The following is a 21,796-nucleotide window of genomic DNA, read 5'->3' as shown; positions in this document are numbered from 1 at the left end:
TTATGGAGAAAACTGCACAACTGGTCACTCATTCGAACTGAGCAGACGCCACAATACTCGACAAAGATTTAGTTCAACTTCATCATGTGTAATGTAATGAATCTGGCAGCATGGCGGAGAATCATTCTACCACCATGCTCTCTTATCAGGTGCAACTCAATTACGATGCAAATCGTAACTCGACATAACACCCCTCATCTTCCAGTTGATATCGCCATTGCTTAAACTCGCTGCGAGTCATCAACATCTTGGGAGGTGTGATATTCTCCTTACCTTCTATCACCAGTAATTGCAAAGGATCTGAAGAAACAGTCTGCTGAGGCGTTCTGGAAAGTGCTACGTTTCCCTCGTCAGTATCAGCAATGTAGAACGTGTCTACTTGATCGCTATTCATAAGTTCATCCTCGTTAATCGTCAGTGCAGTACCTTAGTGACTTTCAATTCAATGTAAATGCCAATTCGCAGTTGAGCGACAAAGTCACAGTAAGAAACACATTTCATTTTCAACAGGTGCCCATCGGTGCAGGTTCATCATCCATCACTCATATAAACAGCCATATAATACTCCAGATCATGGGACCATCGCTTGAAACACTCTTTGCCTCGCTGCCTCAACCGGTTCCATTGCCCCCTTTTCAACTGATCGACCCCACTGCAGTTCCCGAACCCTTTCATCAATTGCTGGTGCATGATCGGCACATGACCATGGCGATGGAATCCTACCATCAGTGCAAAATTCGCGTGCAGGTTTTGCAGCGTCAACAGTCCCCTGAGTGGTATGCTCGACAGATTCTTCTGCTTCCTGTTGGATCAGACCGGGTAGTTCAGGGAGGCATTGTCCGCATTCACCTCCATATGCTGGAGCCCGAAGTGCAGCAAGCCATACTGAGAGAAGATACGCCACTGGGGCATGTGCTTATCCATCATGAAGTATTGCGCCATATTGAAGTCACTAACTATGTACGATTTGAACATTTGCACTGGCAAGGCTTCAAGAATAACACCCCAGCCTATGGCCGCCTGGGCATTCTCTACTGCGACCTGCAGCCTGCCATTGAGTTGTTTGAAGTTGTGCCCGGTTGAGCATCACCAACTTGGTTCATCTATTCCGAACACAGCCTTGATGTGGACAAAGTCCTCAGCCAGGCTCTTACGATCACCATGTTTCAGATAGTACTCGACCGCTGACTTGGGATCGCCATGAATCAGATGCCAGTGCCCCTGGATGGCCAGGTACTGGACGCCCTTGATATCCTTACGCCTGGCATTTTCCAAATGCTGCTCCGCCTCGTCATACCTGCCTAGGAGCATGCAGAAATGAGCACGCCAGGCGTCAACCAGGCTCTTATACGACTTGCTCGCTGAATTAAAATCATCGCAGCGCTGTAACGCACCTTCATAATCATAGTTTGTGTAACACGCCAGTACCGCAGCCCGCGCAATCAAATCTTCCACCAGTATCAAAAGAAACTTTTCATATTTCACGCTTGACAGATCCTTGTCTTCTTTCCGACCGGCATCGAAGCACGAGGTCACCCGGACAACTTCCCCCTGGAGGAGTTGGATGGCTTTTCGGCCATGATCTTCTGCCACGGCATATCGGCCTGTGTTTACAGCCAGCTGACATGCAAAAATCTGTGGCTCGACCCATTTCGGATGCCGCTCTGCAACATCTACGGACTTCAGGTATCCCTCTTCCAGTGATTCCTTGCATAATGCTTCGACTTGGACAAGCTGCCGATCAATCCTGTAACTCTGGACGAAATAAACTGCAACGAACCCGACAAAGACTATCAGCAAAGTCGCGCAAAAAAAATCAGATGGCTCCACCTCTCCCAGTCCATCCCGCGCTCCTAGTGGTTGCTCAAGCTCAAAGTATACTCCATAATTACACTCCGCACTCCAACACAAAATAGCCTGCACTCTCAAAACCGGTTCGTTCATACACCTTGTGCGCCCGGGTATTGTTATCCTCCACATAAAGACGAATGCCAATCACATTGCCTTGCCGCCTGGCTTGCTCTCTGACATGTTCGAACAACGTGGTGAATACTCCCCTACCCCGATGCTCCGCAACCACATACACACTTTGAATCCACCAGAACCAGCCGTTCCGCCAATCGCTCCATTCATAGGTATGCATGATCTGGCCAATCGCTTCACCAGCTTCATCGCAAGCCAGGTAGTAAATTCCCTTGTTGGCATCCTGGAGCAAGGCCTGTACACCCGGCAACAAAGTTTTTTGATCGAGCGTTTTCCCTTCGCTCTCCATCGCCAGGCGACTGTTGAAGTCTGCAATGACTTCTGCATCGGAAACGACAGCTTGTCGTATTTGGAGACTCATGGTTGCAATGCTCTCGTGGCTTGCTAGTCTGATGGAGTTAAGTTACAAAGCCCGGGCGGAGAATCAGCGTGGATTTGAAACACTTTGTTCGCGACGTTCAGGATTTCCCCAAGCCAGGCATTCTGTTCAAAGATATCACCCCACTTCTCAGCAACCCCGAAGCCTTCAGCTTTGCTGTCGAACAACTAGCGAAGAAATATCAGCACACCAAGGTCGATGCCATCGCTGCTGCCGAGGCTCGTGGCTTTCTCCTCGCCGCTCCGCTCGCTTATCTGCTGAAGAAACCACTCATCCCACTGCGCAAGCCTGGCAAGCTGCCTTACGCCACAACATCCTACAGCTACGATCTCGAGTATGGCTCAGCGTCGTTGCATATGCATGTTGATGCCATCAAGCCCGGCGATCATGTGCTGCTGGTGGATGATGTGCTGGCAACTGGCGGCACCATGCAGGCCGCCTGCAAACTCGTTGAGCAGGCTAAAGGCAAAGTCGCAGGCTGCGCCTTCCTCATCGAGCTCTCGTTCCTGGAAGGTGCAGGAAAACTTCCAGGCTACGAGTTGTACTGTCTGTTGAGTTACTGATTCCATTCTTCCGACAATTCGTTCGCTCTCTGAATATGAAAATTCTGAGAGAGCGATTTTGCTTATTTGCATCATGGAGCTGTTGCATGAAGATTTAACAGCACTATGATGGGTAATTATTGAATCGACTCTCAGTGCGAATACATGAAGCCAATTTGCACATCACATCTGGCATCTTCAAAGCGACCATTATCGCGCGTCGCCATGCGGATGGGCTTCACCTGAGTTTAGTGCTCCATGTGTCGGCGTGACCGGTATATCGCGATGCAATGAAGTCTGTGTATCCTATCTCTCCTGTGCTTTCTGAAACGTTCCACCATCGCGACTGAATGTCCTCCGTTTCCCGTATTTGCCCCTTTATCTTCTTTAACTCAACGCAAAGGATCTGCCATGTCCTCCAAACGATCTGCATTTACCTTGATCGAACTATTGGTAGTGATCGCCATCATTGTTCTGCTCATGGCCATGCTGCTGCCTGCCATACAGCGCGTGCGTGCTGCATCAGATCAGATGATTTCGCTCAGCAACCTGCGACAACTCGGCATCGCCGTGCACAATGCCCATGGCGACTACAAGAAAACCCCGCCGATGTTCGGCTCCTACCCTGCTATGCTGCCAAACCCCACGGGTGTGCAAGGCTCAGTGTTCTATCACCTGCTGCCTTATATCGAAGCAGACAACATCTACAAACTGGGGCCAGATGTTGCCCGCTCCTATGTGCTGAAAATCTTCAAAGCCCCGCTGGATCGATCCTTCGGCGATGGCGTATTCGATCTCACCAGCGCCATGCCATCCTGGTGGTCAGCATCAGGCACCGGCAATCCCATTCCACCCTGGGCCACCACCGGCACCAGCAATACCAAATGGGGCTTGACCAGCTATGCCGCCAACTGGCAGGTCTTTGGCGACCTGGGCGCGGTATTCCCTTCCACCATTCCTGATGGCATGACCAACACCATCATGTTCTGCGAGAAGTATGCAGTATCTTCCAGGCCTGCTGGCAACCCGCGCTATGGCGCTAACCTCTGGGCTTATGGAGTATTGCCTGTCACTACCAATTACACAGTCGACCTTCCTACCGACTCACTCTATGTGAACGGCTACTGGCCTCGCAGTGGTTTCGTGAATCGTTCAGGCCCCGTACCCACCGCGTGGACCGGAACAGAACCCTGGCTTTGCCGCTGCATGGTCTGTGCTGAATTCGGCGTGCCCGATAACAATGCTCATCCGTTGAAAACCCAAAGCTTCACTTCCAACATCATCTGCATCTGCCTGGCTGATGGCAGTGCACGTGCTGTAAGGAATGTTGGCGACAAAGCCTGGGCCGAAGCTGAAACCCGCAACCGCGGCGACATCACTAACCTTGATTGATCTTTTGCGTGTTGCAACTGGTAGCCCGCAGCGTCAGCTAGGGGAGATGTGCAATAGCTTTGGGTTGTTGCAGATTTCCCCTTCTCTAAAAGCTTTGGCGTCAATTGACATAAACTGTGCCACACTCCGGAGGTACTCCGCCGGGGTGTGCTCGCAGTTACATACCGGGATTCCAACGGGAACCAGCACATGACACGCTTGAGCGTATGTATATTCTTGTCACTGTCATGTGCACTCATCGGCTGTGGCTCGGGCCTCTCCAGCCAGGAAATCGAGCAGGTGAAAAGTGCCGTCAAACAGGGACTCGAAATCTGGCAAAACAAGAAAACACCTGCTTCAGCTAAAACCATTCCCGATGGCTGGCAATTTCTTGACGAAGACTGGAAAGCTGGCAGCACACTGACTGAATTCACGATTACCAACGTTACCGTAGATAAAGATAAACTGCCCCGCTGTTGGGTAACGCTGAAATTGAACAAGCAAGGCAAACCCATTTCGCGTGAAGTCTGCTACATTGTCGATCTCAGTAGAAAAATGATCAATCGCGACCCGTATCTGTAAAAGTAAAAAATCTCTGGAATAATTCCGACCTCTCGAACTCATATGTTTGTCATATTTTGCGCCTGTATTCTTTGACAGGCCGATGGGCACGAGCCGCTGTCCTTTCAACTTATCAGGTGCACCGGTATGCTCGACGCTGTGCAACTTCGCAGCAGAATTGCCAGTTCTGCTTTTACTTTTCGAGGCTACAACATCACCAACCTTGGACGCACTCCCGAACTACTCGAACATCCACTCTACGGCAAAGAAGTTGAACAGGCACTTGCAGAAAATTCCGTATTAGCCAGCGATACGCTGCAGACGAAAATGGACCTCGTCGAACGAGTCAGACAGCGGCGGGAAACCTGCGACTTGACCAGTTATGCAGAAGACATTGTCCTGATCGTCACCATGTGCATGGTACAACTCGAACTGCTGCAAAAGTATTTTGATATTCCCTTTGATTCTTCTCGTATCGCCTTCGGCTACAGCCTGGGGGAAACCTCTGCACTGGCTGCCTCAAAAGTCTTTACCGCACAGGATATGCTGATCCCCCTACTGTTGATGTCCGAAGATTCCGTGGCACTTTCACAGAATGTCACGATGGGCATTCTGTTTTCCCGCGGCCCGGAACTCGATCTCGATCTGGTACATAAAACCTGCCTGGAAATCGGCACCGAGGGCAAAGGGATCATATCCCCCTCCACGTACCTGTCTCCCAACAGTCTGCTGCTCCTGGCTCAAAACGATACGCTCGAACAGTTCCGCACACTCATGAAGGAACGCTTTCCCGAAAGAGTACACTTGCGTGCCAACCCGCATCGCTGGGCGCCGTTGCATACCCCCATCACCTGGCAGAGAAACATCCCCAATCGCACTGCTGTCATTCTGCAGAAAACCAAGGGTGGCTTAACCAAACCCACGGTCCCCATCATCAGCAGCGTTACAGGCCAGAAGAGTTTCAACGAAACCAACAGCAGGCACCTGATGCAGCAATGGGTTGATCATCCACAAAAACTGTGGGACATGGTGTTTCAAACACTGGCATCGGGAGTGGAAATCGTGGTGCACGTCGGCCCCGATCCCAACCTGGTCCCTGCCACCTTCAAACGTATCAGCGACAACATTGCCGGGCAATCAGCCGAGCGCACCTGGAGCGGCTTCGGCCTGCGTGCCATGAAACCGATCATGCGCCGGCCTTGGCTGACCAGACTGCTGTCACAAAGCACTGCACTCCTTCGTGCTCCTTATGTCGAACACATCATTCTCGAAGACTGGCTGCTGGCCAATGCTCCCCAGCCTGGGCAAACCAGCCTGGTGAACGCGTCTGGTTCTGTTGCTTAAGCTACATGGAACCCCCTTGGCGCTTCTTGGCGACTTGGCGGTAAAAAAAAGAACCGCCAAGATGCCAAGGTGCGCCAGGATTAAATCTTTTTTGCGCTCACCGCCTAATCGGGCTAGCATTGTTTGTACGCATCTGGTAAAAGTTACAAAATTACCGGTGGGAGGGATTCCCAATACCGGCTCACGGGGACGTCAAGGAAGACGGGGGGACCGTGGCACTGCGATTGCGTATACGCCACAAGTTGTTGCTTGGCCTGCTCATGGTTGGTGTGCCGATGCTGATTCTGCTCGGCGCAACGCTGCATGCCCTTTCTGCACATCGCATTACCGTCAACAGCATTGATAGTCGCCAAAACGAGCAGAAAGCTGCCAGCTACATGCACGATTGTGTTTCCAGTTGGCTGGCCCGCTATGGATCCAGCACGTTTGCCACTTCCACCCAACAGGAAGAACTGGCTCAACAGTTAATGGAAGCTGCCGGCACGTATGAATCGCTGTTGATGCGAACCCAGCAGACCGGCCTCGATCGCGACCGTGGCAAGGAAGAAAAAGCCTACCTCATGCAGATTCGATCCAAAGTTGAAGAGTTGAAACACCATATTCAACCCGTAGAGTTTCACGTTGGCGATTCGCAGCCTCGTGCGCCCTGGCGGCCAATCGTTTCACAGTTAAGCAAGTTGACTGCTGAACTCTGCAATGTCATTGATAGTGATGTTCAAAACCTGGTTGCCGCCGCGGATCGCAGTTATCAGCAAACCCGACAACTCGCACTGGCTATCAGCATCGGCGGCTTCGTCCTGCTGCTGATTCTGGCCAGGGTTACTTATCACTGGATAGCTACACCGATCCGCGAACTGCACGCCAAGGTCACCCAGATGGCGACCGGCAAATTCACCGGACATGTCCAGGTCAGCAGCAACGATGAAATGCAGGATTTGGCAGTGGCCTTCAACCACATGTCAGACCGCTTGCAAGGCATCTATCAGGATCTTGAACGACAGGTGCAGGAACGAAGTAAACAACTCGTCCGCAGTGAACGGCTGGCAGGCGTAGGGTTCCTCGCTGCCGGCGTGGCTCATGAAATCAACAACCCTCTGGCCAGCATCAGTTTCTGTGGCGAAGCACTCGAACGACGGCTCAAAGGCCTGATGGAACAGCACCCGGAACATCCCGATGTTCCCTTGATCAACCGCTATGTGCTCATGATTCAGCAGGAAGCCTTCCGTTGCAAGGAAATCACCCAGAAGTTGCTCGAATTCAGTCGCATGGGCGACCGCCCCAAGCAGATGGCCGACCTGGCTGAACTGGTACAAAGCGTGTTGGAGATGGTACAGCATCTGCCCAATCATCAGGAAAAACGTATCGTCTTCGAAGTACAGCAGCGGCCACACCTGCTACTCTCCGTGCCCGAAATCAAATCGGTCGTTTTGAACCTGATCGTCAATGCTCTGGAAAGCATGGACACCGGCGGCCTGTTGACTATCAAACTCGCCGTCGTTCACGATGCAGCACTACTGACCTTTACCGATTCAGGCTGCGGCATGACACAGGAAGTGCTCGAAAACCTCTTCGAACCGTTCTTCACACGCTCTCGAACAGGCAAAGGCACCGGCCTGGGTCTCAGCATCAGTCATCGCATTATCAATCAGCACGGCGGTGAGATTGAAGCCACCAGTGCCGGACCAAACCAGGGAAGCACCTTCACGGTACGCATCCCACTTCAGCAAGCCGAAACCGTTCCACAGGAAGACCCAGTGGCAACGGTACTGAAAAAAGCAGCGTAGGGCGCGCAACGGGTGCCATGGTTTGGCGGTACTCCGCCTAACCATGCATGCAACGACAAAGTGCCCAAGCATAGCCAGCCTGAGTACAGGCAGGCTATGGCACCCAGAAAGACCACGAAGGGGCAAAGACCGTAGCCGGTGGTTGAAGAGCACCGGTCAGGGGATGCGAAAAAGCAAATCGATCCCGGAGGGATCGCAGCAAAGGAGAGTGATAAATGTTCAGTGCTTGCCTTTGTATCTGTCTGATGCATTTGGTTTCAGACACCAAAACCGTTTACCAGTTAGAAGTCAAAGTATACGACCTGAAGGCCAGCATCGAACGGGTATTATGCAATCCTGCATTGAAAGTCCTCGCTGGCAAACCAGCACGTTTCGTCGTCGGTGGCGAAGAGCCTATCCCGAATACAACTCCGGTTCAGTACGAACCAGTGGGCATCATTGTCAGTTGCATCGCCTATGACAACCAGGGTGAAGACTGCCAGGTTGACATGTCCGTTCTCTTTACTTCCAAGCAACCATCCACGGATGGGAGTCTGCTTACCAGTCAGAAGTCGGTTCGTTATCGGGGTAAATGGAGACTCAACGAAACCAAAACATTGCCTCTTGGCAATGGCGACAACTTGGAGAATATCAAGGTCGATCTTCGACTGACGCTCGTTAAACCTGCAAACCTGAAATAATTTCTCATCAACTTTCGAAGGGGTCAAAAACGGTAGCCAGTGGTCGAAGACCACCGGTCGGGGGAAAGCAAAAACACAACGATCACAAAGGGATCGCAGTACACGGGAGACAACTTTTGATTGCTCTAAGCTCTCATTTCCCCTTGACGCAAACTCACAACCTTGGCATCACAGCGGCGCTACGCCCGACACGGTAACGCCCGACACGGTAAGGATAGAACATGGCAACCAGCAAAGGCCTACGCATTCTCTTCGCTGACGACGAACCGTCGCTCCGCGAATTCATGCGCAGCGAACTCCCTGGCCTGGGACATGAGGTCATCATCTGTCAGGACGGCATGGCAGCCATCAAGGCACTCGAAAAAGGCCCGTTTGATGTCGCTCTGCTCGACATCAAGATGCCCAACAAGACCGGCATCGATGTCCTCGAACAGATCAAGCATCTCAGCCCTTCCACCGAAGTGGTACTTCTGACAGGCTACGCCAGCGTCGATACTGCCGTGCAGGCGGTACGCCTGGGTGCGTTTGATTATCTCACCAAGCCATGTCGGCTTGCTGACCTCGAAGGCCTGCTGCGTCGTATTGCTGAGAAGCGAGATTTAGTCAACAAAACCATCGCTTTGGAACGCCGCGTCAAAGCTGCTGAAGGGCCGACGATCCTCATTGGTGATTCGCCAGTTATGCAATCGGTACACCGCCTCATCACACGCATTGCTCCCACCGAGAGTACTGTGATGATTCTGGGCGAAACTGGCACCGGCAAGGAACTGGTGGCTCGTACTATCGTTCAGCAAAGCCTGCGGGCAGATAAGCCCTTTATTCCTGTTAACTGCGGGGCACTCTCAGAACAACTGGCTGAGAGTGAACTGTTCGGCCATCGCAAAGGCGCGTTCACCGGCGCTGATCGTGAACACAAAGGTCTATTTGAAGTCGCCAACGGCGGAACATTGTTTCTGGATGAGCTAGGCGAACTCAACAAGAACATTCAGGTGAAGCTGCTCCGTTTCCTCGAATCACGAGAAATCCGTCGAGTGGGCGAAACGGAACCCTTCAAGACGGATGTGCGGGTATTGTGCGCCACCAACCGCGATCTGCGCGAAATGGTGAAAGCTGACACCTTCCGCGAAGACCTCTTCTTCCGGGTCAATACCTTTGAAGTCAAGCTGCCTGCTCTGCGGGAACGTCGAACTGATATACCCGACTTAGCCATGCATCTGCTGGCCCGAGCAGCCCGCCGAGATATCTCTTATGCCAAACAGGTGCTCACTCCTGAAGCGATTGATGCCCTGCTCGAACACGATTGGCCGGGCAACGTTCGTGAACTCGCCAACGCCATGGAGCATGCATTCATCATTGCCGGGGGCGGTCCCATCCAGGCCGATCATCTGCCATACTATGTCAAGGCAGTCAGCCAGGCTGCAACCGTGCCGATCAGCGCCGCACGACCAGCCGTCGCAGCGACGCAAGCAACCGGCCCCGATGGGCGTTCACTCAAAGATGTAGAAATGGATCATATCCTCGGCGTGCTGAACAAACACCAGGGCAACAAACCCGCCGCCGCTGCTGAACTAGGCATCAGCCTGAAAACGCTCTACAACCGCCTCAACGCCTGGCAGGACGAAAAACGCCAGGCAGGCTAAGTTGACGCTGAAATACGAAAACGGCAGGAGTATCTCCTGCCGTTTTCGATTGGTGTTTAACAGTTAATCTTCCTTTGATAATCTCGCCTCAAGTGCCAGCTTCTGATTCCTGCGTTGCCGATACCACAAGCCAGCGGCTGCCATCGTACTCAAACCAATCATGCCCCAGGTCGCTGGTTCAGGCACTGCTGCAATGGTTATCAGGCCATTAAATCCATCGTAATCGACCGTGCTTCCATTTTCATCGCTCAAGCCGGTAGCAGGAAACCCAGCCAACGTTACCGTAGTATCACTGGAGCCAACTGCCACATCAAACGAAATCAATCCCAGCCCAAAGGTCTGCCCAGGCAGAACAGGCACGCCACCAGCCGTGGCATACAGATCAGTAGCAATGAACGACTGATTCGGAAATGCCGTATTGGAAAATGGAGGAGTGGATGACTGGCCCAAAAACAGATAGGGATTGAGTGCTGTCAAGATGGTCGCATTGGTAAACGTAATTCCCGATCCGCCCGGCACCGATATTCCAAAAGAAAACCCGGCCAGCGGTGCACTCGGAGCATTCCCTACATTGGTAATGCTCACTTCAAAAGTATTACCCGTTGAAGGCGAACTGGCGGTAGCGCTTCCCACAATGATCTGCAATGCAGCCTGGGCAGCGGCTAAACCAGTAAGACAGAAGAGCGCCAGCCCAGCCAGCATCCATCGATTCAACCACTGCATGTATCACTCCCTGTTGCAAATCCTAGGTGCTTCATTAGAACAAGTCGCTGCTTCAAGTCAAACAATTAAGCTGGCAATTGCTGGCCAACCCGCTGGCGGGCAAGCTGCGTATCGGCATTATTGACAACACCGTCGCCATTCATATCGCCAAACAGGCTGTATTGGCTGTTGCGAATAAGGATGTTCACCAGTTGTGCATCCGCAATGCTGACGAAGCCATCATCGTTCACATCGCCCCAGAGCACATTGAAGTTGCGGGAGTAATTGGTGCCGTTGCCCAGTGCATTGCCAGCCTGGTCGGAAATCGTGCTGCCGCCAGAACCTGCCAGTTCACTGAACACACGGTCGGTCATCAACAGGTTCTGTAACGTCCAGCGAAGAGTATTGGTTCCTGAACCATTAAAGGATGCTATAGGCAGGCTGCCATTGGTACGAACCAGCGAACCGGTAGCGCCAGTGACGGGCCCATCGAATACCACTTCAATGGCGGAAACCTGCCAGGGCAACGTGAAGCGCGTACTGCCTATCAGGTTGTACGATTGATTATTGCCGAAGATAACACGGTAGGCTTGCACCACTGGTGCAGTCTTGTCTATCGTGTAGGCTTCGCCGGTAAAGTTGCCGCTGGTGAGTGGGTTCAATGCCAGATCGGTGATGCCCACGCCGCTGGTGTGATTGAGGCCAATCGTACCATCGCCGGTCCCCGTATTCACGGTTACGGTCCAGGTGTTGCCCGATCCAGATACGGAAGAAATGCTGGCGCCAGCGATGCCGCCACCTGTTATCAGGCCGAAGTTGGCTGCCGACACACCAGCAACGGCTTCACTGTATCCCACCGTAAACTGTACACTGCCGGCATTGGTCGGATTGCTACCCGTGCGAACGATGGACTGAATAGACGGTGCAATGCTATCCTGCTGCAGGCCAAACGATCTGGAGAAATGCGATTCACCCACATTCATTGTGCCTGCAATGCCTTGTCCGAAGTCTGGGTTGATTGGCTTCCATCCAACCTGGGGTACACTTCGCAGCAGATAGGCGCCAACCGGCATGCCCGACATGACATAGTTGCCTGCTGCATCGGTGTTGCTGAATCTCTCCGCAGTAGAATCAGTGATGATCAGCGACCAGTTCTGCAGCACACCCAGGTCGCCGCCTGCGATATCGCGAACCTGTAGCGTCCAGGTACCATTGGCTACGAGTCCATCATAAGCCGAAAGTAACTGCTCAGGACGATAGCTGCCCGTAAACGGTGCGGACCCTGCACTGATGGCAACCGCTGCTTCATCATCGAGTACCGTGTTGACGAAATTATCGCCACCACCGCCACGTTGCGTGATCAGATTGACAATTTGTGAACCGCCTGGTCCGAGCAGCCGGAATTCCATGTCGCCGGTGTAGGTCTGAGTCAGATTAACCAGAACATTCACATCAGCGATGCTTCCTGCAACACCCGAAACCACCATCGGTGCACTGGTCCAGGCGGTATTGTTATCAGGAATGTTGATGTTGAGCGTGCCCGAATTGACAGTGTAAATGCCTGCGTCATAGATATTGTTGTTGTTGGCATCCACATACACGGTTCTGGTGCCCAGACCCGTTTCGCCACCATTCTGGTTGCCATTGCCATCCAGATCGTTGTAGACATTGCCGTAAATCGTGTTCTGCTGTGCCTGGCCGAAATTCAGATTGCCGATGAAACCATCGGGTGGCAGCGAGACATCATAATATCCGCTCGCCGGACTGGTTTGATTGAACCCTGCAGGAACAATGGTTCGAATGCGGTAATTACCAGCGCTCATGCCAAAGAAGCGATAAAAACCGTTTACATCGGCAGTGGCTGTCGGCTCAGGGATTCCCGTTCCTACTGAAATTGACCAGTTCTGAAGAACACCCAAATCACCACTGGCAATATCACGAACCTGCAGGGTCCAGGTGCCATTGGGGTTAAGGCCATTCATCGCAGAAAGCGGCTGTTCAGGCTGGAAGCTGCCAGTAAATGGAGCACTACCCGAACTGATCGGGTTGGCTGCCTGGTCATCCAGTACCGTGTTGATGAAATTGTCACCACTGCCGCCACGCTGCGTTATCAGGTTGACAATCGTGGACCCGTTGGAACCCAGCAGCCTGAATTCCATGTCACCAGTATAGGTCTGCGAAAGATTGATCCGCACATTGATGTCGGTGACCGTCCCTGTCATACCACTCACAACGATCGGTGCACTGGTCCATGCTGTATTGTTATCCGGGATGTTGATATTGAGCGTGCCACTGTTGAATGTCTGAGCGTTGGAATCAAACTGTCCATTGAGATTCAAATCGAGATAAGCCTGCTGACCAGCAATGGCAGGCTCGCCCGGGTCACCCGTGCCGTTGCCATTCAAATCGTGGAAGACCGTACCCGCCAGGCTGGGGGCATTGATTGTGAAGGTTCTGGTATAGTTATCTCCCGGATTCCCATCGCCATTCCCATCAAGCTGCTGGCCAAACGGGTCTTTCAATCCATTCGCTCCGGAAAGCGCACTGAAACGATATCTATCAGGCAGCATGGTTCCGTTGATGGTGAAATCAAACCGGTTAGTGCCAACCCGGTAATTGAACCCGGCAGGCAGACTGATCGGAATCAGTACATCATCGCCGGTATTAAAAGTATTGTCAGGCCCATCACCACGTAGTTCAAATTGTGAAAGTGAAACGGTTGCCGGATCAAGCACATTCGCCACATCCAGCGAAAAGGCGGTAGGCGGTGTGTTGATTGATGAGTTATCTGCTGGCAGACCAGTCAGCCGTTTCATGCGTGGTTCAGGCAAGGCAAACAGATCAGCCCGCATGGCCTTGTATGTATTGACACGACCACCGCCCAGTTCGAGAGCAATGGTTGGATTCTGGGCACTGATATCATCAGCCAGACCTACCATCCGTGCAATGACCTGATCTCGTGTCCACGTGGGGTTATGCGACCAGACCATCATGGCAGTACCAGCTGCATTGGGAGTTGCCATGCTGGTGCCATCGAAAAATTCGTAATTGAATGTTGTTCCACCATTATTGGTTGTGGTCGAAAGAATGCCACTGCCAGGCGCACTGAGATCGGTACCAAATCCATAATTGCTGAATCCGCTCTTCGCATCGGTACTGGTTGTGCTGGCGATCAGGATCACCTGTTCAAATGCCTGCCGAGCCGGATTGAGTTCGCCGTTGTTTCCCGCTGAATTAAAGAGCAAGGCGCCACTGTTGTAGGCCAAATCCATTGCTGCGGTGACAGTGTTGTTCCCTACCCATCCATCAAAGTTGTAGCTGGCATTGAAGACCTTGATGTTGTTCGCCACGCCATAGGCATAACTTGCTGCCACCACCGAGGCTGGCCAACTGGCACCATCATACCAGCGAACAGGCACCAGTTTCGAGTTGCCCGACACGCCAGCAATGCCTGTTGCATTGTTCGTGCGCCCTGCAGCAATGCCTGCTACGTGAGTACCGTGTGTGTTGCTTCCTGTCGGATTAGGGTTATTGTCGTTGCTGAGCGTATCCCAGCCATTTAGATCATCGATGTAGCCATTGCCATCATCATCGACACCAACTTCGCCACCAAATTCTCCTGGATTCACCCAGATGTTGGCACTTAAATCAGGATGGTTGGTGGCAACACCATCATCCAGCACTGCAATTCGCACCGTAGGAGAACCTAGCGTCGAATCCCACGCGAGATTATTCTGCATCAGCGGATGATGATACTGACTGCCGTACTGAGTATCATTAGGCGTGAAATCACGCGGATCACCTTGATAGAGATAATTGGGTTCAGCCCATTCCACTCCCTTGATCGAACTCAGATACGCCACCGCAGCTTTGGGTGTAGTGCCAGGCTGCAACCCCACCTGAAGAACGCTCGAACCCTGCTGCGTTGCAAAAATCTGGAAGCTGTTGCCCCAGTCAAATTGAACCGGAGCGATAGCCACATTGCGCCCGACCGGCTTCATGGCCTGCTGCAACGCGGCCAGGCCATTGGCGTTGGCAAACTGCACCATCACCTCGGTCAGCGTGTATAGATTATGCGTAGCCGGTGCACTATCCTTCGGCTGAAGCAGCGACAGCTTGGATGTCAGCCCGGCATCAGGCACGGTTCGGTCTTCGAGATGTTCCAGGTTTAAGCGAACGCTTCGGTGTTGATTGGATGATGAATTGGATCGGCGCAGCATCTTCACGTTCCTCACTCGGGCGAGCGTTGTGGGATAATAAGTAGGATTTGAATCGGCACAATTATTGAAGTCAAGCAGATTCCTGCTGAATGTTCTCTTTCTCCCACTTGTGGGAGAGGGGCCGGGGTGAGGGGGTAAGTCGCGCGGAATATTTACTCACATCGCGCGATCCCATCATCTCGACGGAGCGAGATGACCACAAACCAGAAATTAACCCCAATACCGTAACTGCAAATCGCCAGCCAGGAAAATAACCCGGCATAGCGCTAAAAACAAAAGCACATAACCAGGCAACCTCCATTGCTGCTGTGTTTCAGACACCGGAGAAAGACAGGTCTTGAACCGATGGACTGGCCACAGAATCAACGCCATCAGCACCGGGAACATGTAACGCACCTGCATTCCCACAATACTATCCGCCTGGTAAGGCGTTATCGTCAGATACATCACCAGAGCCAGGCTCCACCAGACAATGAGGCCCATCACGATCACGCTTACAACGGTCGTAAGCAGCTTATAGAAAGCTGCTTCATTCCACGAACCCGATTGCCTGAACCAGGCAGCAAGATCGAAGCAGACTGCAATCAAAAGGCTGGTCAGCAACAGCGACACATGTTGAGGCGAAATGTTGGTATCAAGCCATCCTAACGGCCCGCACCAGGCTGAAGGATTCAGAAACCGCCCGGGATATTCCATCGCAGCCTGGATGAATTGAGCAATGCCCTCGCCGGTCATCAGGTATTGCAGTTGCAGCCTGGCTTCCTTACCCAGTTCCATGCCCGCACTATCCACCACTCGCCAAAGCAACCAGATGCCTGCCGCAGCTATTAGCATGATAACAGCAAGTGCAGGTACCACGAATTGCCAACGCAACCATCGTTTCCAGTTCAATTCACTGAGAGGCAACAGCACGATCAATGCATAGATGGGCGGCTTGGCGGCAATCACCAGTAAACAAATGAGCCAAACAGTTATCCAACTGAATGTAGATGATAATGAACGCAGGTGAATCAGCAACAGCATCACGGCAAACGTACCAAGGATGGGAACCGTATCCGTTGAGATGATAGTCGATTGCTGCAACACCAGAGGCAGCGAACAGAAGGTTACCAGTGTCCATGAGCCTGCACCCATCTGCCAGGACTGATACACCAGCAATACGAGCAGAAGTAACGGAACCATTCTGCAAAGGAAGTAAAAGCAGAGTGCTTCCTGAACGCTTGTAACGGTGGGAAAGACGGTCGAAATCAAACCCACCAGCGGATAACCCCAATGCTTGACGTAACCTACATCAATGTTCTCAGCAGGTTGCAATGCATGATCTTTCAGCGATTTGAGACGAAGTGCCTGAAAAGGAACCTCCGAACGCCAGCGTGGCTTCTCTGCATTCAGTATGCCGGGCAGGCTATGCAGGATGGAACCTTGCTGGCCATCAGATCGATACAGTTTCATCGCAGCTTTCCAATGCCTGTTCTCATCAGGGCCTTGAAAAGGGGGAAGAAGGAATATCAGAACTATGCCATGCACCAGTAAAATGCCAGTGCTGATAAGTCCATTCAGGTTCAATGCTGTGAAACCGGCGGAACAGATACCAATCAACCAGCAGATGAAGCTGCCAAGAGTGAGAGACAAGAGCACCAGTTTCAAGACCAGCAGTTGATAATGCCTTGCGTGCTGTGTAGGATCAATACCCGCAGCGGCAAACTGATTCAGACTAAAACGAGTTAAAGAAGGAACCTGCACGCGAAATGCGGTAGCAGGTTCTGGCAGAAACCACGTTATTTCTGCGAAGTCACCCCGGTATTCAACCAGTGGATGTAGCGTCCGGGTACGCAGGTAATCGGGATCATAATAATCGACATTGTTTGTCTTGAACTGTAAAAGCCATTGATCCGATTGTACAACCGTGGATGCCTGCAGAGACAGCTTCAGATATTGCAGTCCTTTGAGTGAATCATCCGTCCATTCCAGCCAACCGGAAACAGTCCCTGTTTGATAATTCCCCGCAGCATCGATCTGAATTCCTTCAAGCTGCTTGACTGTCCGTTTCAGGAAGGTCGCATCATTCTTCTCCCAAATCGTTTGAACTGGAGCGAGATAGCCAACGAGCCAGAGAAGCAACATCCCCAGAAGTGTCACCAGCAGGAGTGCATGTCGATACTGGGGAAACTTGGCCTGCATCGAAACAACCAGAAGATTTCAAGAGTCAACATTCCTATCGTACAATGTGGAGACAGTTTGGAACCAGAGAAATGAGATGACGAATGTCTGGGATGTCATAGTGATCGGAGCAGGCGCTGCCGGCCTGATTGGCGCTACCCGTGCCGCAGAAGGTGGCAAACGGGTGCTGCTTCTGGAAAAGGCGCCCAAGCCTGGTGTCAAGATTCTGATGTCGGGAGGCACCCGCTGCAACCTGACGCATGCTACCGACCGTAAAGGCATCATCTCCGCCTTCCCCGATTATCAGGGCAAATTCCTGCATTCGCCGCTGGCCGCCCTCAGCCCGCAGGATCTGATTCATTACGTGGAGTCAGAGGGGATAGAACTCAAGACTGAGTCCACAGGCAAGATATTCCCTGCCAGCGATAGTGCTGTCGATATCCAGCATGGATTTGTGAAACGTCTAAATCGCAGTGGCGCAATACTTCAACTAAGGGAAGCGGTTCAAAAACTCATTCAGTTAAACGATGCACAGCATTGGCAGGTCCAAACCACGCAACAGGATTATACCTGCAAGCGATTGATGATAACCACCGGTGGGCAATCGTACCCTGGCTGTGGCACCACCGGCGATGCATATGCCTGGCTCAGTGAACTGGGACACACGATTGTGCCACCCCGCCCTGCTCTCGTGCCTTTCACCTGGCAGATACCGTGGGCGCAGGCTCTGCAGGGCATCACGTTGCCAGATACGATAGTAGCCATGATCGACACTACGCAATCGGGCAGAAAGCAGATTCTGCACACAGCCCGTTCATCGTTTCTCTTCACGCATCTGGGCTGTTCCGGCCCTGCAGCACTGAATGTGAGCCGGGCTTACACAGGCCATCCGCATCCTAAACAGTTGCGTCTGCGATGCGACTGGCTGCCTGACGACACCGATGCAGCGTTACAGCAATGGCTTCTGCAGGAAGCAAACGCTGGTGGCAAACGGCAGGTAGCAACTCTTTTGGGACAAAAGTTGCCACACCGCCTGGTCGAAGCCCTGATGCAGCAGGCCCAGGTGCCGATGGATAGAAAAATGTCTGAACTCAACAAATCGGAACGTACCAATGTGCTGAGATGGATCAAATCAACCGAGTTCGTCTTGCAAGGCACATTGGGATTCCCCAAAGCGGAGGTCACAGCAGGCGGAGTACATTTGAAAGAAGTCGATTCAAGCACCATGCGAAGTAAGATCGTACCAAACCTCTGGCTGGCAGGGGAAGTTCTCGATATTGATGGCCCGATTGGCGGGTACAACTTCCAGGCAGCATTCAGCACAGGCTGGCTGGCAGGACGTTCGATGAGTGAAGATTAGTCTTCGGGATTATCCAGCAGTTCCTGCAGCCGGGCAGCCAAGGGCGGTTCGAACCGTGCAGGCCACGATTGATCTAGTAAGCCGACCGAAATTAAATCACGTAGATGCATTCGATCCTTATCTCTGAACGAGTTCAGTTTCATTCTTGTAAGTGCTTCTAAATCAATGTGCTTGAAATTGGCAAGTTGTGCGGTGACCGATTCAGTAACCAGCGGACTTGTACTTACATATTCTTGCCGTACTTTCTCACCAGCAAACAGTACATGCACAGCATCACGCGCTTTGGCATTGGGGCCATCGAGAAACATATGAATGCCTGCGCCATGACGATAGCGAAAGCCGGCTTGCTCCAGTGCCATGGTTACGGCTGAAAGATCCGAACGATTGATAAGTAAATCGACATCCGCAGTATTACGTACCGCAGATTCATCCACCCGCGATACCCAGGCTGCTACAGCGTTGCCACCAACCACGGCATACGGAATACCAGCCTGTTCCAGTGCTTGTGTTGCACGCAATAATCTCTCGCGCACTTTCTCCACGGCACGCATCATCCTTTCCCAGGTCACCGGCTGCAATTCAATAGCCTTGCTCATGCTTAAAGCGTATCTGTGAACAGATAAAATCTCAAGTGCAGAAACAGCGATGAAGCTTTTAATCTACGAACATGCCTGTGCTCAATCTGCTTCAGCCAACTTGCCCGAATCAGTGCGGCGGGAAGGCCGAGCCATGTTCGATGCAGTATGGGAAGATGCCCAGCAACTTCATGGCTGGGAACCGGTTGCGGTTTCTGACTCATCAACCGGCTTCACGGAAAGATTGTATGAAACTGCTCGAAAAGCCGATTGCGCCTTAATCATTGCTCCAGAATTTGATGGCATCCTCCAAGCATGTGTTAAAAGTGTTGAAGATGCATGTTGCCCACTTCTTGGCCCCAATTCGGAAGCCATTCGATTCACTGCAGACAAATGGAACCTCTACCAGCATTGGCAAATGCATCATGTTTTGACTCCAATGACCTGGTTGCCTGACTCTCCACTCATTCAGCCAGGCAAATTCCTTCGCAAACACCGCTACGGTGCCGGTTCACTCGACATCGCCTGGTGGAACGGCGAACAACTCGGATCAGATGCAATCCTTCAGGAATACCATCCGGGGCAGGCCGTCAGCGCAGCATTGCTCATAGCACCCGATGGCGAAATCACCCCACTGCCCCCCTGCAAGCAACATATTTCTACTGATGGTAGATTTCGCTACCTCGGAGGCGAGTTGGTGCAGGATGAAATGCTGCAACAACGAACCATCAACATTGCCTGCCAGGCTGTTGCTAACATCCCCGGTCTGAATGGTTACGTCGGCATTGATGCAGTTTTGGGAGAAGATCAGGATGTAGCCATCGAAATAAATCCGCGACTGACGACAAGTTATCTATGGTTGCGGCATGCCGTTACGGAGAATTTGCTGGAGGAGATAATCGCAAGAATTATTTATTGCGAAAGAATATGAATGAGTTCCTGCCTTGACCTGATTGGCAACCTCGTTATAGTGCGGGGTTATGGGATACCGTATGAAGCCATGGATGGCTCTAGTTCTTGTATTGCTGGGGATAGTATGCCAACTGCATGCTGATCCTCCTGCACCGGTTGATTTCCTGCTTCTCAAAAATGGAGCAGTTCTCTCGGGCCGCGTTGTGCAGGAAGGTAGTTTCTACATCATCCGCAGCAAATCCAGCAGCGGGGAATCGCGTTATCCAGCTTCTATGGTTGCCAAGGTTTGTTCAGGGCCGTTAGAAGCCTATGCCTACCTTAAGAAATGCAGTGTACCTGAAGATCCCAACGAGCATTGCCGCCTGGCACAATTCTGCATGAATCATGAGCTACTAGCGGAAGCCAAGCTGGAGATTAACGCAGCCTTGAAAGCCGATCCGCGAAGTTCGCAGGCACAAACATTAGCTCGGCAATGGATAGCACACCAGAATAAGCCTTCTTCCAGTTCACCAGACATTCCTGCATTGCCCGGCAATACAGTATTGCCTTTGCAACCAGTCAAACTCGAAGACTGGCCAACCATGCTGACTCCGCAGGCTACTCAAGATTTTGCATTGCGTATACAACCCACGCTGATGAGCGGATGCGGTACTGGTGCATGTCATGGTGTCAGTGAAGGCAAACGTGCTTTTGTCCTGAAACGAGGACTGAACGGCGTACCTGCTTCGCCAGCTATGACTAAATACAACCTGGAACGCGTTCTTGCACTGGTTGACGAAGTTAAGCCCGATGCAAGTGAACTGCTGCAACGAGCGTTTCAGCCTCACGGCAACATTAAACAGTGGCCGGTCTCGAAGGATCAGTTTGCCGTGTTGCGCCAATGGGTCTATTACGCAACTGGCAAGCAACCGGAAATCGCCAAATCAGAATCGAGTCCAACTGGCAGTCAGCAGAGCCTTGGGAAGTCCGCAAATACTTTTGCCAGCATGGAAGAAGCAAATGATGCCACAACGAAAGTGCTTCCAGCCAGTGAAAAGGCTGAATCAAGCACTTTACCAACGATTCCAGGCATGAGCGGAGCAGCCATACAGCAAGTAGCTGATAAAACGCCTGCATCAGTGGCTAACAAACCACCCGTTGAAGAGCCTAAACAAAGTTCTTCACCAGGTGGTTTGCCAAGTATTCCCGGTGTTTCAGGCAAAGGGCAGTCAGGCAACAAGCCTGAACCTCAACAGGTACCACCAGCCAAGCCTAATGAGCCCAGGAAGAATGATCCCCGGACGTTGGCGGAATTTCAGGATTACCTCAAACGCCTAGGGATTTCGCCGACCATACCAGCACCAACCGAGCCGCTGCCCACTCGCATGCACATTGTGAATGCTGGTACCTACCAGAATAACATTGTTTCTCCACTACCCGCTTTTTCAGAAGAAGTGTTGGAACAAATCAATCGCATGGAAAACGCCAAGAAGGCGCCAGCATTCAATGAGCCAGCAAATAAAGCAGGTTTCCTGAATTCAGGCACGGTGGTTAACCAGCCGCCTCGCTAAGCGTAGTGACAGTTTCAGATCCTGAGGAATACA

General features: G+C 52.0%; 18 protein-coding genes. 11 read left to right on the top strand and 7 right to left on the bottom strand.

All coding sequences use genetic code 11. The annotated features are described in order from the left end of the window. Window positions 1–160: 160 nt before the first annotated feature. On the bottom strand, window positions 161–394 hold the full coding sequence (locus tag JNJ77_18560) for a hypothetical protein (GenBank protein MBL8824595.1): 234 nt from the start codon (window positions 392–394) through the stop codon (window positions 161–163). Between the two features lie 179 nt (window positions 395–573). Between JNJ77_18560 and JNJ77_18555 the strand changes: the two genes are divergently transcribed. Continuing rightward, on the top strand, window positions 574–1,083 hold the full coding sequence (locus tag JNJ77_18555; protein MBL8824594.1) for a hypothetical protein: 510 nt from the start codon (window positions 574–576) through the stop codon (window positions 1,081–1,083). Window positions 1,084–1,086: 3 nt separating this feature from the next. On the opposite strand, the gene JNJ77_18550 is transcribed toward JNJ77_18555, so the two are convergent. Beyond that, the gene (locus JNJ77_18550) at window positions 1,087–1,830 is read right to left on the bottom strand and encodes a hypothetical protein (GenBank protein MBL8824593.1); all 744 of its coding nucleotides are present in this window, start codon (window positions 1,828–1,830) and stop codon (window positions 1,087–1,089) included. A 58-nt stretch (window positions 1,831–1,888) separates the two neighbouring features. Then, on the bottom strand, window positions 1,889–2,344 hold the full coding sequence (locus tag JNJ77_18545; protein ID MBL8824592.1) for a GNAT family N-acetyltransferase: 456 nt from the start codon (window positions 2,342–2,344) through the stop codon (window positions 1,889–1,891). A 68-nt stretch (window positions 2,345–2,412) separates the two neighbouring features. Here JNJ77_18545 and JNJ77_18540 point away from each other — a divergent pair, with 68 nt between their 5' ends. From JNJ77_18540 to JNJ77_18510, 7 genes are all read left to right on the top strand, one after another. Beyond that, window positions 2,413–2,925, top strand: a complete 513-nt coding sequence (locus tag JNJ77_18540; GenBank protein MBL8824591.1) for an adenine phosphoribosyltransferase — start codon at window positions 2,413–2,415, stop codon at window positions 2,923–2,925. Between the two features lie 390 nt (window positions 2,926–3,315). Then, window positions 3,316–4,296: a DUF1559 domain-containing protein gene (locus JNJ77_18535; protein MBL8824590.1), complete on the top strand. Its 981-nt coding sequence runs from the start codon at window positions 3,316–3,318 to the stop codon at window positions 4,294–4,296. Window positions 4,297–4,485: 189 nt separating this feature from the next. After that, complete coding sequence (locus JNJ77_18530; GenBank protein MBL8824589.1) at window positions 4,486–4,857, top strand: hypothetical protein; 372 nt, start codon at window positions 4,486–4,488, stop codon at window positions 4,855–4,857. A gap of 126 nt (window positions 4,858–4,983) precedes the next feature. Beyond that, entirely contained in the window at window positions 4,984–6,180 is a 1,197-nt protein-coding gene (locus JNJ77_18525; protein ID MBL8824588.1) for an ACP S-malonyltransferase, read from the top strand. Window positions 6,181–6,392: 212 nt separating this feature from the next. After that, complete coding sequence (locus JNJ77_18520; GenBank protein ID MBL8824587.1) at window positions 6,393–7,964, top strand: HAMP domain-containing protein; 1,572 nt, start codon at window positions 6,393–6,395, stop codon at window positions 7,962–7,964. 215 nt (window positions 7,965–8,179) lie between these two features. Then, window positions 8,180–8,644, top strand: a complete 465-nt coding sequence (locus tag JNJ77_18515; protein MBL8824586.1) for a hypothetical protein — start codon at window positions 8,180–8,182, stop codon at window positions 8,642–8,644. 221 nt (window positions 8,645–8,865) lie between these two features. Next, window positions 8,866–10,284 (top strand): sigma-54-dependent Fis family transcriptional regulator, encoded by a 1,419-nt coding sequence (locus JNJ77_18510; GenBank protein ID MBL8824585.1) that lies wholly within the window; start codon window positions 8,866–8,868, stop codon window positions 10,282–10,284. Between the two features lie 63 nt (window positions 10,285–10,347). Here the strand turns inward: JNJ77_18510 and JNJ77_18505 are convergent, their stop codons facing one another. The 3 genes from JNJ77_18505 to JNJ77_18495 form a co-directional block, all read right to left on the bottom strand. Then, window positions 10,348–11,007, bottom strand: a complete 660-nt coding sequence (locus JNJ77_18505; GenBank protein MBL8824584.1) for a PEP-CTERM sorting domain-containing protein — start codon at window positions 11,005–11,007, stop codon at window positions 10,348–10,350. 65 nt (window positions 11,008–11,072) lie between these two features. Next, complete coding sequence (locus JNJ77_18500) at window positions 11,073–15,206, bottom strand: S8 family serine peptidase (GenBank protein ID MBL8824583.1); 4,134 nt, start codon at window positions 15,204–15,206, stop codon at window positions 11,073–11,075. A gap of 210 nt (window positions 15,207–15,416) precedes the next feature. Continuing rightward, complete coding sequence (locus tag JNJ77_18495) at window positions 15,417–17,387, bottom strand: DUF2142 domain-containing protein (protein ID MBL8824582.1); 1,971 nt, start codon at window positions 17,385–17,387, stop codon at window positions 15,417–15,419. Window positions 17,388–17,463: 76 nt separating this feature from the next. On the opposite strand from JNJ77_18495, the gene JNJ77_18490 reads away from it, so the two are divergent. Continuing rightward, entirely contained in the window at window positions 17,464–18,726 is a 1,263-nt protein-coding gene (locus tag JNJ77_18490) for an NAD(P)/FAD-dependent oxidoreductase (protein MBL8824581.1), read from the top strand. Here the strand turns inward: JNJ77_18490 and JNJ77_18485 are convergent. Further along, the gene (locus tag JNJ77_18485; protein ID MBL8824580.1) at window positions 18,723–19,322 is read right to left on the bottom strand and encodes a nucleotidyltransferase family protein; all 600 of its coding nucleotides are present in this window, start codon (window positions 19,320–19,322) and stop codon (window positions 18,723–18,725) included. The genes JNJ77_18490 and JNJ77_18485 overlap by 4 nt on opposite strands. A 49-nt stretch (window positions 19,323–19,371) precedes the next feature. Here JNJ77_18485 and JNJ77_18480 point away from each other — a divergent pair, with 49 nt between their 5' ends. Both JNJ77_18480 and JNJ77_18475 read left to right on the top strand, forming a co-directional pair. After that, complete coding sequence (locus tag JNJ77_18480) at window positions 19,372–20,232, top strand: ATP-grasp domain-containing protein (protein MBL8824579.1); 861 nt, start codon at window positions 19,372–19,374, stop codon at window positions 20,230–20,232. Window positions 20,233–20,305: 73 nt separating this feature from the next. Further along, window positions 20,306–21,763 (top strand): hypothetical protein, encoded by a 1,458-nt coding sequence (locus tag JNJ77_18475; protein MBL8824578.1) that lies wholly within the window; start codon window positions 20,306–20,308, stop codon window positions 21,761–21,763. The last annotated feature ends 33 nt before the right edge of the window (window positions 21,764–21,796 follow it).

The organism is Planctomycetia bacterium, from assembly GCA_016795155.1.
Classification (GTDB): Bacteria; Planctomycetota; Planctomycetia; order Gemmatales; family HRBIN36; genus JAEUIE01.
This window is presented reverse-complemented; position numbering and strand designations above follow the sequence as displayed.